Source organism: Salinibacterium sp. AL4.1 (assembly GCF_059767305.1).
In genome coordinates this window covers 1,807,284-1,821,528 of record NZ_JBSOQK010000001.1, presented here as the reverse complement: position 1 = coordinate 1,821,528, position 14,245 = coordinate 1,807,284, and the positions used below count along the sequence as shown (strand labels likewise).

9 protein-coding genes and 1 riboswitch are annotated in these 14,245 nt (G+C 62.3%); of the genes, 1 reads left to right on the top strand and 8 read right to left on the bottom strand.

Translation table 11 applies throughout. The features are described from left to right. The 7 genes from ACWTV3_RS08795 to ACWTV3_RS08765 all read right to left on the bottom strand — a co-directional run bounded on the left by ACWTV3_RS08795 (position 1) and on the right by ACWTV3_RS08765 (position 7,490). Positions 1-1,425, bottom strand: a complete 1,425-nt coding sequence (locus ACWTV3_RS08795; RefSeq protein ID WP_498477809.1) for a GH1 family beta-glucosidase — start codon at positions 1,423-1,425, stop codon at positions 1-3. Continuing rightward, entirely contained in the window at positions 1,425-2,336 is a 912-nt protein-coding gene (locus ACWTV3_RS08790; RefSeq protein WP_498477808.1) for a carbohydrate ABC transporter permease, read from the bottom strand. The genes ACWTV3_RS08795 and ACWTV3_RS08790 overlap by 1 nt, the downstream gene beginning before the upstream one ends. Then, a complete protein-coding gene (locus ACWTV3_RS08785) occupies positions 2,333-3,445 on the bottom strand; it encodes a carbohydrate ABC transporter permease (protein ID WP_498477807.1) in 1,113 nt (370 codons plus the stop codon). The genes ACWTV3_RS08790 and ACWTV3_RS08785 overlap by 4 nt, the downstream gene beginning before the upstream one ends. 72 nt (positions 3,446-3,517) lie before the next feature. Continuing rightward, on the bottom strand, positions 3,518-4,834 hold the full coding sequence (locus tag ACWTV3_RS08780; RefSeq protein WP_498477806.1) for an ABC transporter substrate-binding protein: 1,317 nt from the start codon (positions 4,832-4,834) through the stop codon (positions 3,518-3,520). 255 nt (positions 4,835-5,089) lie between these two features. Next, positions 5,090-5,638, bottom strand: coding sequence for a thioesterase family protein (locus ACWTV3_RS08775; RefSeq protein WP_498477805.1), 549 nt, complete (start codon positions 5,636-5,638; stop codon positions 5,090-5,092). A 126-nt stretch (positions 5,639-5,764) separates the two neighbouring features. Next, positions 5,765-6,673, bottom strand: coding sequence for an endonuclease/exonuclease/phosphatase family protein (locus ACWTV3_RS08770; protein WP_498477804.1), 909 nt, complete (start codon positions 6,671-6,673; stop codon positions 5,765-5,767). Between the two features lie 55 nt (positions 6,674-6,728). Then, positions 6,729-7,490: a hypothetical protein gene (locus ACWTV3_RS08765; RefSeq protein ID WP_498477803.1), complete on the bottom strand. Its 762-nt coding sequence runs from the start codon at positions 7,488-7,490 to the stop codon at positions 6,729-6,731. A 13-nt stretch (positions 7,491-7,503) separates the two neighbouring features. Then, positions 7,504-7,618, bottom strand: a riboswitch (SAM riboswitch). Between the two features lie 187 nt (positions 7,619-7,805). Here ACWTV3_RS08765 and ACWTV3_RS08760 point away from each other — a divergent pair. Beyond that, positions 7,806-11,312, top strand: coding sequence for a TM0106 family RecB-like putative nuclease (locus tag ACWTV3_RS08760; protein ID WP_498477802.1), 3,507 nt, complete (start codon positions 7,806-7,808; stop codon positions 11,310-11,312). A gap of 46 nt (positions 11,313-11,358) precedes the next feature. Here ACWTV3_RS08760 and ACWTV3_RS08755 read toward each other — a convergent pair whose 3' ends face one another. Next, positions 11,359-14,133, bottom strand: coding sequence for a UvrD-helicase domain-containing protein (locus ACWTV3_RS08755; RefSeq protein WP_498477801.1), 2,775 nt, complete (start codon positions 14,131-14,133; stop codon positions 11,359-11,361). Positions 14,134-14,245: the final 112 nt, after the last annotated feature.

Here is a 14,245-nt window from a genome sequence, read left to right as displayed (position 1 = left end):
TCAGACCGCCGCTTTCGTGGCAGCGATGTGGGCGGCATACTGCTGGGCGCTCTGCTTCGGGATGCGTTCCTGCGTCTCGTAGTCAACGTAAACGATGCCGAAACGCTTGTTGTAGCCCCACGCCCATTCGTAGTTGTCGAGAAGCGACCACACGAAGTAGCCGCGCACATCGGCACCGTCAGCAATGGCATCCGCCACGGCCTGAATGTGTTGGGCGATGTAGCTGGCTCGCTCGGTGTCGTCGATGGAATCGCCCACGCGGGTGTCGTCATACGAGGCACCGTTTTCGGTGACGTACAGCGGCGGCAGCATGGGGTATTCCTGGCCCAAACGAACAAGGAGGTGGTGCAAACCGCTCGGGTTGACCTCCCAATCCATCGCGGTGCGAGGGAGGTCACGCGGGGGCATCGTCACAAACTCACTACCGACGAACATAGAGCGACCGGGCTTAGTGGTGGGCCGAAGTCCGGGTGCCGCATCGGCGGGAGCGGGATGACCGCTCACGTTGTCGTCGTGGTAGTGATTGACGCCCAAGAAATCGATGGGGGCGGCGATGATTCCGAGGTCACCATCCTGCACATACTGTTCGAAGTCGTAGTCGCGCATGTCTTCGATCACGTCGGCCGGGTAGGCGCCGAGCACGAGGGGCTCAAGGAACATGCGGTTCCAGATGCCATCGATGCGGCGAGCAGCGTCGATGTCGACGGGATCGCTCGGGTCGTTCGGCACGGCGTTGGTGAGGTTGAGCGTGATGCCGAGCTCGATCTCGCGGCCTTGGGCTGCGGCAAGTTTACGCAGACGCTGAGCGGCGAGGCCGTGCGCGAGGTGCTGGTGGTGCAACGCCGCGAGACCCTGGTTGGGGTCGGTGAGGCCGGGAGCGTGCTCGCCGGCAATGTAGCCGATCAGCGAGGAGCAGAGCGGCTCGTTGAAGGTCGTCCAGTGACTGACGCGATCCCCGAGGGCGTTGTAGACAGCCTCGGCGTAGTCGGCGAAACGGTACGCGGTGTCGCGGTTAGCCCATCCGCCCTTCTCTTGAAGAGCCTGCGGGAGATCCCAGTGGTACAGCGTGAGCCACGGCAGGATGCCGGCCTCGAGCAGCGAGTCAACAAGACGGCTGTAGAAGTCGAGCCCCTCAGCGTTCGGGGTGCGGTCACCGGGAACGACGCGTGCCCAGCTCGTGGAAAAGCGGTACGAGTCGAGGCCCAGTTCTTTCATGAGCTGAACGTCGTCGGTCATGCGGTGGTAGTGGTCAACCGCAACTTCGGGGGTGTCACCGTTGGCGACGGCGAGTGGCTGGCGAGCGTAGTGATCCCAAATGGAGTCTTCTTTGCCGCCCTCGTGGGCTGCTCCCTCAATTTGGGCAGCCGCGGTAGCGGAACCCCACAGGAAGCCCTTCGGCCAGGTGGTGGTGCTGAGTGAATTCATTAGCCTTTTACTGCTCCTGCCATGATGCCCGAGACGAGTTGACGCCCCGCGAGAATGAAGACGATCAGCAGTGGCAGTGTTGCCAGTACCGCGCCCGAAAGTACGACTGAGTAGTCGACGTATTTAGCGCTCTGCAGTTGACTGAGCGCGACCTGCAAAGTGGGGTTCTGGGGCGCCACGAGCAGCGGCCACAGGTAGTCGGTCCACGCGGTCATGAACGTGAAGAGACCGAGGATCGCCATGGCCGGGCGCGCGGCCGGGATGCCGACGCTCCAGAACGTGCGGAACATGTTCGCCCCGTCGACACGGGCTGCTTCAATCAGCTCGTCGGGAATGACATCCACCAGATATTGGCGCATGAAGAACACCCCGAAGGCGGTGACTAGCGTCGGCACGATGACGGCGCCGAGGGTACCGGTCCAGCCGAGCTCTTTCATGAGCATGAACTGCGGGATGATGCCCAGCTGGGTCGGAACAGCGAGCGTCGCGATCACGAAAATCATGAGCCCTTCGCGGCCCTTGAAGCGCAGCTTGGCGAAGGCGTAGCCGGCGAGCGTAGAGAAGAAAACAACCGAAATGGTGATCGTCGTCGACACAATGATGCTGTTCAGCAGCGACTGCCAGAACGGAACCGTCGAAAGCACTTCGCTCACGTTGATCCAGAACTGACCACCGGGCAGCAGTGGCGGCCAGGTTTCAGTGATCGCGGTGTTGTCACTCGAACCAACAACATATGACCACCAGAGCGGGTATGAACCGCCCAGGAAGAGAGCCATCAGGATGCCGTAAACCAAGAAACCGGGGCGTTCGGCGAGACCACGGGCTCGGGTGCGGCCGCGGCGGTTCTCCTTCACTTGCGTGCGCGCATCCGTCGTCTCTTTCGGGGCACGTGTGGGGCTCGTGGTACTCATGAGCGCTTCTCCTCGTCTGCGACGGTTGCCGCCGGTGCACCGGTGCTGGCATTGGCGGGGGTGTTCGCCGCGCTGGTGGCGCGGTATTTCGCAAGTTTCTTAGCGCGACGCTTGGAGATGACCTTCACTTCGGTCGAGGCGATCTTGCGAGAGATCGCAAAGTTCAGCAGCCCGAAGCCGACGATGATGATGAACAGCAGCCACGCAATGGCGGAGGCCTTACCGAAGTCACCGCGGTTGAAAGCCATATCCCACAGGTAGAGCACCGTGGTTTGGTATTCGCGATGAGCGCCGCCCAGGTTGGCGCTGGTGGGGTTGAAGAGCTTCGGTTCGGTGAAGATCTGCAGGCCACCGATCGTTGCCGTGATGATCACGAAGATCATGGTGGGGCGGATGCTCGGCAACGTCATCGAGAAGAAGCGACGCACAGCGCCCGCTCCGTCTAGGGCTGCCGATTCGTAAATGTCGCGGGGAACAGCCTGCATGGCAGCGAGAAGGATGAGGGCGTTGTACCCGGTCCAGCGCCAGTTGACCATCGAGGCGATCGCGAAGTGGCTCGCGAACACTTCGCTCTTCCACATCACGGGCTCAATATTGAACGAGGTCAGGATGTTGTTGATGAGGCCGTACTTCTCGCCGAAAGCACTCGAGAAGATGATCGCAACCGCTACCGGGGTCACGATGTACGGGATGAGGATACTCATGCGCCAGAACGTCTTCGCGCGCAGGTTCTGGTCGAGCACTGCCGCAATGAAAACTGCGGCAACGAGCTGCGGGATCGCGCTCAGCAGGAAGATGCTCATCGTGTTGAAGAGCGAGTTCCAGAAGTAGGGGTCATTGAGTTCGGCGACGTAGTTGTCGAAGCCGATCCATTCGCCGGGGCCGCTGAGGATGTCCCAGTCGTTGAGGGACACCACGAACGTGTAGACCAGCGGGAAGAGCCCGATCAGCGCAAAGAGCAGGAAGAAGGGGGCGATGTAGAGGTAGGGGGATGCTTTCACATCGAGACGACTAAGACGCTGCCGTCTGGTGAGCTGGGCCTTGTAGGCCTCAGAACGTTTCTTCGCCGTACCAGCATCTGGCCGGGGAGGGCTCGTCATGGTCGTCATGTGGGGAGTCGCTTTCAAGAAATGAGGCCCCCGGCAGAGGGGACGCCGGGGGCCTCAGTTGCTTCTAGGTGATTAGTTGAGGTCGAGGTTCTTCAGAACCTCAAGCGCGTTGTTCCACGCGGTGTCGCCGTCAACACCCGAGTCGAGTTCCTTAGTTGCAGGACCGAAGACCTGCTCCTGAACAACGGCGTCGTTCGGGCCCTTGAACTGAGCCTTGACACCCTCTGCACGCGATCCGAGGATCGTGCCGATGGGAGCATCGTTGAAGAACGTGCTGAGCTCGCTGCCGCCGGTCACACCGTCGTCAGTCTGTGCAGCAACAACGCTGGGGAAGGTTCCTGCAGCTTGGAAGGCGGCAACTTCGGACTCAGCCGAGGTGAGGTAGGCGGCAAGCTTTGCTGCCTCCTCGGGGTGCTCTGACTGCGTGGGAACGGTCAAGAAGGCGCCGCCCCAGTTAGCTGCTCCGCCGGGGAAGACGTCGGCGAAGTCCCAGCCGCTGTCGGCGTCTCCGCCTGCTGCTTCAACCTGTCCCTTGACGACTCCGAGCATCCAGCCGGGGCACATGAACGTAGCGAAAGAGCCATCAGTGAAGGCCTTTCCCCCGCCCCAGTCCCACGCGCTCTGCTGTGCCGAGAGACCAGATGCTGCGCCATCGGCGAGCTTGTCCCACTGGCTCTTGAGGTCAGCGTTGCCTTCGATGTCGAGCTCTCCACCTGCGGTGTAGTAACCCTCATCGAGCTGGTTGACCATGGCGTTCCACACGAAGCCGGAGTGGTCATAGAAGGCTGCGCCGGTGGCGTCGTTGTAGTCCTTGCCCACCTGGAAGAATTCATCCCATGTTGCGTCGTCGCCACCGAAGAGCTCGGCTACGGCGTCGCGGTCGGAGGGCATGCCAGCGGCTTCGAGGAGGTCTCCGTTGTAGCAGAGGCCTTCCGGTCCGATGTCGGTTCCGTAGCCGATGATGCGGCCGTCAGCGTCGGTGCCCTGAGCGAGCTTCCAGTCGACCCAGCGGTCCTTGATGTCGTCGGCGCCGTATTCGCGGAGGTCAACGAACGTGTCGGAGACCTGCATGACCTGGCCGAGCCATCCTTCTTCAACGGCCTGAACGTCGGCGAGACCGGCGCCTGCTGCCTGCTTGGTCTTCCAGTCGGTCAACGCGTTTCCACCGGTGTCGATGTTCGTTGCCTTGATGGTGATGTTGGGGTTCTCGGCTTCGTACGCTGCGTACAGCTCGTCGAGGCCCATCGTGCCGAAGGTGGTCACGGTGAGGGTGATGGGGCCATCGCTGTCGCCGCCATCTCCTGCTGCTGAACAACCCGTGGCGAGAAGGGCGATGGATGCTGCGCCGGCGACGGCTGCAACCATCTTGGTGCGTCGTTGAGTTTTCACGGTCACTTCCTTGTGAATGAGGGATATTGGTGCCGAAAGAGGTCCCTCATCAGGAATGAGAGCGCTCTCACGATTGCGGATTGAGTCTAAGAGAGCGCTCTCACGAATGTCAAGAGAGCGCTCTCACAAATCGTAAAACGTGACCGTCACCGCAAGCGCTTGCTGTTTTAGCGTCGGCCGAAAACCAGCACAGCCCCCGTACTGTGGCCGGCTGTGCGGCTCAGTGCGGGGGCTGCTGAGAAAAATTGGAGGCGCTTACTCCCAGATGCTCGGCGCTTCGGCGCGACTGACGGGCAGCGCAACATGGTCGGCCCACTCCTGAACCCAGTCGGGCATGACGGGCGCGGGGGCATCCCATCCGATAGTTTCCAGAAGTTCGGCGACGCTGACGGTACCGCCGCCGCGCTTGAGGAACCGGGCGCGGGTCATGGCCTGGGCATAAATTTGGCCGTCGACCACGAAGCGTTGTTCGACAAAGACGGCCTTCTCGTCGTAGCCGACGACACGGCTCTCAAGCTGAAATTCTTTCCACAGATCGAGCGACTTGCGAAAGCTAATCGTTTCGTTTGCCATGACCGGGTAGTAGCCCTTGCGCTCGAGCTTTTGCCAGCCGCCGGCACGGATCAGCAGGTCCATGCGACCGATATCCATGATGGAGAAGTAGCGGCCGTTGTTCATGTGGCGCAGCAGATCAACATCCGTGGGAAGCACCCGCATCGTCATGCTGCCGACGTCGGTGATGCCGAGCGGCGAACGACGTGTGCTGAGGATGCGGTGCAGAATGGTGCGGAAGATCAGATTCACTCGCCCAGATTAGGTGAATCGTGATCGAGTTCGTAAATCGTTTGTGGGGATGCTCTAGACGAGCGATCGCCTGCGGCCCGGTGCATCGGGAACCGTTCTAGCTCGGGCGCTCTCCCTCAGCCCGCTCTAGCTAGGCTCAGCGAAACGCACCACGGCTTGCACGGGCGCATGATCTGACGGCCAGCCGCCTTCGTACCGCGTGACGTTGATGCCGGTGCTCTCGGTGATGACTCCCGGTGTGGCCAGAATCCAGTCGATCCGTTTGCGATTGTGCTTGGGTGGGCCGTAGTTGGGGAACGTGCCCCACACCTGAGTGAGGCGTTCTTCTGCTGTGTTCCAGGTGTCGAGCAGCAGCCCATTACCCGTGAGCTCGGCATAGGGATGAGTGTCAGCATCCGTGTTGAAGTCGCCGGTCATGATGGTCGGATGCGGTGTCGCCTGCACGATATTTCGCAACGCGTCAGCGGAGCGAAGGCGCGACGTGCGCGAGCGATGGTCAAGGTGCGTGTTCACGGCCTGAAAGTAGATGCCGGTAGCGAGGTCACGAAAAATCGCTTCGATAACAACGCGCGGGGTGCGATTGCCCCACGACACCGATCCCGCCACGGTCGGAGTCTCGGAGAGCGCGGACTGCCGCCACTCGACCATCTCGAGCCGCTGGGAGTCGTAAAAAATGGGGCAGCCTTCGCCGCCCGAGTTCTTTTCGCGGCCATGACCGAGCGCGCGGTACCGCTCCCCCAGCGCCTGCTGCAGAAACTGCTTCTGGCTAAAGAGTGCTTCTTGCACGCCGATGAGCGCCGGTTGTTCGGCCGTCAGCAACCGTCTCATCAGCGGCTGGCGGTGCCGCCACAGGTCGGGGTTGCGCGGCAAAAGCTTCGGCAGGCGCCGCCGAATGTTGTAGCTCATCACGTGCAAGCCGGGAGCATCGACGGGGCCGATCAGCGAACTGCCGCGGGAGGGGAACGCCAGTCGCGGCTCACGCTCCGGGGCGAGCGCAGAAAAATGCTTTGACCGTGGGGCGGTGATTCCCGTCATTGCTACACCCTATGGGGTGAAGTTCTGAGAATTTCGACCATCGAGCGAGTGGTGGTTAAGCGGATCGGGTGATCTCGCCGCTGAGCCATTCGACCTGCCACGATCGAGCATCCGTGAAATGGATCGCTTTGACCGTCGGGTGGCAGCGCGGAGGCGAACCGGCACGGCCCAAAAAGATGTCGGCAGCCTTGAAAACACTGAGCAGAGCGCTCCAGCTCCAGCCGGGGAAGTTGTCTTCGACGTACTTCTGCGTGTGGCCCCTCCCCAGCGGAATGGCGTGCCCGTAGTGAAGCAGATGGTCAATTTGGGCACTGGTGCGGTGCTCACGATAGTTGTCCCATTGTGATTCGCGATTCACGAATCCGCTGTTCGGAGCAGCCATCCGAAAGTGTGCCGCCCCGTTGAAGTTGACCGGCTCTTGGTTCTCCGGGATGCCGTCGAGGGTCTTGAGGAAGCCGATTAAGGTGTGCGAGATCAGGCTGTTCCGCGCGGGCTGTTCGCCTTCGTCGACCGGATCCCAGCTCCACATCGAGCGGTCGTTCGATTCGTAGGGGCCGAAGGGTCCGCTCGCAGTAATGACGTCGGACTCGGAGCGGTACACGGTGACCCAGGCGACCTCTCGGTAGTCGACCGTGAAGCCGAGTTCGATGAGGTGGCCGGGCTGCAGTGCGTCGAGGCGAGCGAGAAGACCGGCGGCGATGGCGGCCCAGGTCGCTGAGGCGGGGATCTTGTAGACGCCTAGAGCGGCAAGATCGTCGGGGGTGTTCGGGCTGTGCTTGTTGTGCGGGTCATTCGAGGTGTCAAAGTTGTCGGGCATGGGATGCTCCTATCCGTCGAGCTTGCGGCTCGAGAACACGAGCCGCCCGTTCTTCCCCTGGGGCACCCGCTCGATGGATCGGGTTGCCGTGCGGCCAGCCAGGTACTGTGTGGTCGCAACTCTTGAACGTAGTTCTCACGCTAGAGACAACCCCCGACATTGGGGTCAGGGTTTCTCGGGCGCTGGGGATGATCCGCGATAGCGTGAAGCATCCGCTCATCGTTGACTGCGGACCGAATACCAACCGCTGATTGCGGACTTTTGACTGCCGACCACTAATCGGATGTCTCCGGCCAGCCATATTCTGATTGAGACATGTACCTTCTCTCCGATACCGCTCTCGTCACGAGCGCCAGCGATCTGACCCAAGCCTCGAACTGCGAGTTCGGCTTTCTGCGCGTGCTCGATAAGCGGTTGGGGTTCTCGACCGATCCGCTGCCCGATGACGATGCGATGCTCATGCGGGCGGCCGAGCTCGGCAACGCTCACGAGGCCCGGCTGCGGGATCGCTATCGCGACGAGTTCGGCGACGCGATGGTCGAGTTCGATAAGCCTCCGGGGCGGGATGCTGCGGTGCTGCGCGACTACGCGGCACGCACGCGCGACGCTCTACTGGCCGGCGCGCCCGTCGTTTTTCAAGGCGTGTTCTTCGACGAAACCGACCCCGAGTCCCCGTTCATCGGCTACGCCGACTTCCTCGTCAAGCAGCCCGACGGCAGCTATCGGGTGGTCGACTCGAAGCTCTCGCGCCACGTGCGCGTCACCGCGCTTCTTCAACTGGCGGCGTATCACGAGCAACTCCTGAAGCTTGGCGTTCCCGCCGATGGCACCGTCGAGTTGATCCTCGGCAATGACACCTCCGAACTCGCTGCTGTGGCCGATATCGCCCCCGTGTTTCGGCGCCGTCGCGCTCGCATGCACGCGATCATCGCCGAGCATCGCGCCGAAGCGAAGCCGGTCGACTGGCACGACGAACGCTATGCGCGGGATGGCCGCTGCAAGTTCTGCAAGGAACCATCGCAGGCTGCCGATGACCTGTTTACCGTCGCGGGATTGCGGGCCGGGCAGCGCACGAAGTTCCTGGCGGCGGGCATCCGCACCCTCACAGACCTCGCCGAAACCGAGGAGCGTCCCGACGACCTCGCGATCCCGAAGGCGAGTTTCGCGAAGCTTCACCTTCAGGCCAAACTGCAGCACACGGTCAATCCGGCTGACAGCTACGCGAAACCGCCCGTCGTGGTGGTCGATCCCCTGCCGATCGCGAGCCTGCCCGCGCCCAACCCCGGCGACCTCTTCTTCGACTTCGAGGGCGACCCGATGTATTCGGAACCCGGTATCGGCGGAACACCGCGATGGGGCCTCGACTACCTCTTCGGTTGGGTGGATGCCGCGGGCGACTTCGACTGCCTCTGGGCGCACTCCCTCGACGAGGAACGAATCGCACTGCGGTCATTCCTGAAGTTCGTCACGGAGCGGCGGCAGCAGCATCCGGGACTCCACATTTATCACTACGCCGCCTATGAGAAGACGCATCTGCTGAGCATTGCCGCGCGACATGGCGAGGGTGAGGATGTTGTCGACCAGCTGCTGCGCGAGGGGGTGCTGGTTGACCTGTACCCGATCGTGCGGGGCGCGCTGCGCATCGGAACGCCGTCGTATTCGATTAAGAAGCTCGAGCCGCTCTATATGGGCGACGAGGAACGCGCCGGGGTGACGAACGCGGCCGATTCGATTGGCGAGTACGTGGAGTCGAGCGTCGCGGCCACCAACGGCGATGTGAAGCGAGCGACCGAGATTCGGGATGCGATCGCCCGCTACAACGAGTACGACTGCGTGTCGACGCTCAAGCTGCGCGATTGGCTGCGGGCCCTGCCCGAAGTGCAGGGCGTGACGGGCGACGTCGACGAGACCGAGCTCGATGTGAAGGCTTTCGAACCCAGCGCGCTCGATCTTCAACTGCAAGCCCTCGGTGACGACGCCGAGGAACATGGCGATGACACTGCCGCGAGCGCCTACCGGATGGCCGCTGCCGCCATCGATTATCACCGCCGTGAGGTCAAGAGTTTTTGGTGGGAGCACTACGACCGCCTCGAGCAGCCTTCCGAACTGTGGGAAGACACTCGCGGAATCTTCGTGGTCGACAGCGCAATGCTCACTCTCGGTTGGCATAAAGAGGGACGCCAACGCACCGAGCGTCGGCACCTGTATCTGCGCGGCCAATGGGCGCCGGGCAGCAGTGCGCCGCGGCCGGGCGGCGACGTGTTTCTCGTCTACGGCAACCCGCTTCCGTATGTGCCGCCGGGCCATCGCGCCGGGCAGCGTCTTGCCCGCTCCGTGCGTTTCTCTGACCCCGCCGAGGATGCCGACGGCATCTTCGTGATCGAAACCCGCCCCGACGAGCTCCCGGCGTGGGATGAGATGCCCACCCACATCACGCCCGGGCCGCCCCCGCGCGCCGACAGCATCGTCGCCGCGATCGAAGCCTGGGGCGAGACGGTCGTTGCGGCCGCTCCCGAGTGGCCCGACGACGCGATGTCTGATCTTCTCCTGCACAAAGCTCCCGCCACGGTGAGTGCCCTCGAACCGATGAAGAGCGCGGATGACGGTGTACGCGCCGTCATCGCCTCGCTGGTCTCCCGAGAGAGTGGCTATCTCGCCGTGCAGGGCCCTCCCGGCACGGGCAAGACGTATCTCGCGGCCCATGTCATCCACGAACTTGTCGAGAGACACCACTGGAAGGTGGGCATCACCGCGCAGTCGCACAAGGTGGTCGAGAACGTTCTCGATGCGGTCGTGCTCGACGCGAACCTCAACCCGGAGCTGGTGGCGAAGGCGGTGCCGGGAGAGTTCGGGCCGGGCTATTACACCGAGGGCCCCTTCAGCGAGCTGCCCTACAACGGTCACGCTGGTTTCGCGCTCGAGCACGAGAATTCGGGCTATGTCATCGGCGGCACGGCGTGGGACATGACAAACCGCAAGCGCGTGCAGGCCGACCAGCTCGACCTTCTCGTGATTGATGAGGCGGGCCAGTTTTCGCTCGCGAACACGATCGGGGTGGCGGCGAGCGCGAAACGCATCTTGCTGCTCGGCGACCCGCAGCAGCTTCCGCAGGTGAGCCAGGGCATCCATCCGGCGCCGGTTGATGGTTCGGCGCTGGGTCATGTGATTGGCGAGCTGGCGGTACTTCCGGATGACTTCGGCTACTTCCTGGAGGAGAGTCGCCGCATGGATGAGGCTGTCACGCGCCCCGTCTCGCAGCTCTCGTATGACGGCCTGCTGCGCTCGCACGCGTCAACGGAGGGGCGGATGCTCGCCGGCGTCGCCCCTGGCCTGCACTCGGTGCCGACCGCTCATGTCGACAACTCGACGTTCGCGAGCGAGGAAGCCGACCGCGTGGTGGAGCTGGTGCGCGAGCACCTCGGAGCCCTCTGGACTTCGCAGGCCGGCGGCACCCCGAAGCCGCTCGATGAGGACAGCATCATCGTGGTGACGCCGTACAACGCGCAGGTGGAGCTCATCCGCGGCCGTCTCGATGCTGCGGGCTATTCGCGCGTCGTTGTGGGCACGGTCGACAAGTTCCAGGGCCGAGAGGCAGTCATCTCGATCGTGAGCCTCGCCGCCTCGAGCGCCGACGATGTGCCCCGCGGTCTCGACTTCCTGCTCTCCCGCAACCGCCTCAACGTCTCCATCTCGCGCGCTCAGTGGGCGGCGTACCTCGTCTACTCGCCGGCGCTGCTCGACTCGCTGCCGCAGACCGCGGAGGGGGTGGCGACGTTGAGTCGGTTTATCTCGTTGGTTGAGGGTGCCGCGGACGTGCAGTGAGCTTGGCCCTTACACCGCCTCCATCTCCCGGAGTTCCTGAGCAACGTCAGTCCTTAGCGAGCTTGGTATTTGAAGAAGCGGTAGCCTCTACTTCTTTCATAGTGTTTCGGCATTTCGGATAGTTGGTACAGCCATAGAACTGCCCAAACTTGCCTGCCCGGGGCACCATGGTGCCCTCGACGCAAGCCGGGCACGGAATCACTATGGCGTGCCCACCCTCTGCATCCCTCAGCTTTAGCCCGTGATCCTTCACTAGCTCTGCAAGGAACGGTGACACCCGATTGCGTACGGTGACCAACGTCACGGTACGGCGGGCGCGGGTGATCGCCACGTAGAACAACCGTCGTTCTTCGGCATAGGGAAAAGGCTCACGCGCTGGCATCGCCAGACGCAGCACCGGGTCATCCGCGATCTTGCTCGGGAACGAAGATTTGTCTTTGGTCAGGCCCGGAATGACTACATAGTCCGCTTCGAGGCCTTTCGAGGCGTGAATGGTCGAGAACCGCACATCAAGGTGAGCCCACTGTTTCATGGCCCCATGCGGAACAAGGCTCTCCTGATGACGATAGCGCCCGAGGATGAAGACGGATGCCTTTCCGCCGCGGCCGCCCTGCGCGAGTCCGGTGGCGATGCGATCGTTCAGCTCTGCCAAGTGTTTGCGGATTACTGACTGCACGTGGTCGTCATTGTTGGCGGCGATAGCGAGGAAAGCAGGTGGATGCTCCGGCGTCGACGACAGTACTTGTTTCGATAACTGTTGCGGGTTCTTCAGAACGAAACCGCTTGAGACATCGCAGATCGGTTGCGGGCAGCGGAAGGTGCGCTCAAGCCGCAGGGTCTCGCCTTTACCGAACCACTCTTCGAATTTGGTCATCACCGAGAGGTCGGCGCCGGCGAAGCGGTTGATGCTCTGCCAGTCATCGCCCACTGCAAACAGGTAGTGGCCTGGCGCTGTTACGAGCGCCCGCGCGAGCCGAGCACGCGCCGCGCTCACGTCTTGCAATTCGTCGACCATCACTAGGCGGAAGGGACTCTTCCAACCGGCTTCGGCGTGGTCGGCGGCAAGGTTCAACATGTCTTCGAAGTCGATGCTGTCGTGCGCCGTGAGTTCTTCTTGCCACCGCTGTTCGATGGTGCGATACAGCTCGAGGAAATTCTCGTGCCGAAAAAGGAACTTGCCCGTGCTCCCTTCGCGCGCGCGCTCGAGAAGCAGCTCCACACTCAGGCGATTGCTCTTGGCATGCACCATGAACGACCGAAAAGTTGCGATCAGCCGCTTGTTGTCGATCGGCGGTTGACCTAATGCTGGGCGATCAGGATTCGGGTCGAGCACTAAGCCTCGGTAAGACAACTGCTCAGTAAGGGCAGCGAAGGCTTTACCGTTCCACAGTTCAGCCATCGTGGTCTCAATCAGAGCCGTGCCGTGCTCGGCGTGCAGTGCTCGTTTCCAGTGCACTCCGTCGAGATAGCCGACGAACTCCTCTGGAGGAATGCCCTGCTCATCGAGAGCAAAATGCTCGTGATAGAGGTTGATATCGGGGTAGTAAAAGTCCGGATGATATTGGCTGTGCTCGGCATCCGCCGTGTCGACTTCGTAGCGCTGTTCGTATCGATAGCTGACGCCGTTGTAGTACAGCCAGTCAGCGATGAGACGTTCCGCTTGTGATTTCACGACTTCGCCCGCCAGAGTGCGATGCCCTTCTCGTCGGGCAACCGGATCCCAGCCGTCCGGCTCTGCTTCCTCCTGGCCAAACTCCGGCAGGTCGCGGCCGAACACCATCCGGAACAGATCCCAGTTGGTGCGGAAGACCACATCCGCATCCCGTAGTTCGTCGACGATGCGAGCGAGCTTTTCGATGTCGCCGCCTTGCTCGATCCAGGGGGCGAGGCGCGGCTTGCGCCCGGTGGCTTGGCCGATCAGGGCAAGCCCGAAGGAGTGGAACGTGCGTGCGACGATTCGATCAGCGGCCAACCCGAGTGGGGCGAGACGTTCGGTGACGCGTTCCTGAAGTTCGGCTGCCGCCTTACTGTTGAAGGCGAGCATCAGAATTTGTTCGGGCGCGACGAGCCCGCGGTGCACCGCGTAGCCGGCTTTTGCGATCATCGTTGACGTCTTGCCGGAACCAGCCGCGGCCACTAACTGCACACGGTTGTCGAAGCACACGACTGCCCGCGATTGCTCGTCAGTTAGTGGCGAGCGCTCGACGTTGTCGAAGAAAGACTTGTACGCAACGAGTTCGTGATCGAGAAAACGGTCATTCCAGCGGGCCACGTACTGGGCAAGGTCGGAGGACCACAGGTCAATCGCTTGCAGCGCTTCACCGCTGAGTTCCCGGCGGTGGGCTTCGAGTTCAGGCGCGGCGAGCAGCTCCGCGAAGCGCCCAACGGGTTTGTGCTGTTCCCACGTTGCGGTGAATTCAGTAGTCAGCCAGCCGCTATCGCGCTGATGTGCCTTAGCTGCGGCGAAGAAGCCACGCGCCCAGCCTGTAACGAGCGGGCAAAGAGCCTCAAATTCGCGCGCCAATTCAGCGAGCCGGATGACGGCGAGCACCCGTTCCCGTTCGTGCTCAACAGTTTCGTGCAGGTCGCGGGCCTCGCGGCGGGAGAGCCCTTTTAGCTGCAGCGGGCTCACCCCGCTCAGCTCGATCCTCGATGACAGCAAGCCGTGTCGTACGGCGATCCGGTCGACTTCAGCCAGCGCATAGCGGGTTATTTCGCCTGCGCTGCTGACGAGAAGCTCATTCCCGACGAGTTCAGCGCTCCACGACAATGTTCGCGCTACCCGCGCACGCCAGCTAGACGCTGTCCATGTCGATGCCACGCCCGATCCCCCGATCGTTCCCTCCTAGAACCATAGCTATCTTCAGGTTCCCATCTCGCCCGCCGTGAAATCAGCCAAGCCTGGACGGCCACATGCTTGGCTCGATCTTTCC

Coding starts and splice junctions, on each gene's coding strand:
- ACWTV3_RS08795 (WP_498477809.1), bottom strand. CDS start 1,425: ATGAATTCACTCAGCACCACCACCTGGCCGAAGGGCTTCCTGTGGGGT.
- ACWTV3_RS08760 (WP_498477802.1), top strand. CDS start 7,806: ATGTACCTTCTCTCCGATACCGCTCTCGTCACGAGCGCCAGCGATCTG.
- ACWTV3_RS08765 (WP_498477803.1), bottom strand. CDS start 7,490: ATGCCCGACAACTTTGACACCTCGAATGACCCGCACAACAAGCACAGC.
- ACWTV3_RS08790 (WP_498477808.1), bottom strand. CDS start 2,336: ATGAGTACCACGAGCCCCACACGTGCCCCGAAAGAGACGACGGATGCG.
- ACWTV3_RS08770 (WP_498477804.1), bottom strand. CDS start 6,673: ATGACGGGAATCACCGCCCCACGGTCAAAGCATTTTTCTGCGCTCGCC.
- ACWTV3_RS08785 (WP_498477807.1), bottom strand. CDS start 3,445: ATGACGACCATGACGAGCCCTCCCCGGCCAGATGCTGGTACGGCGAAG.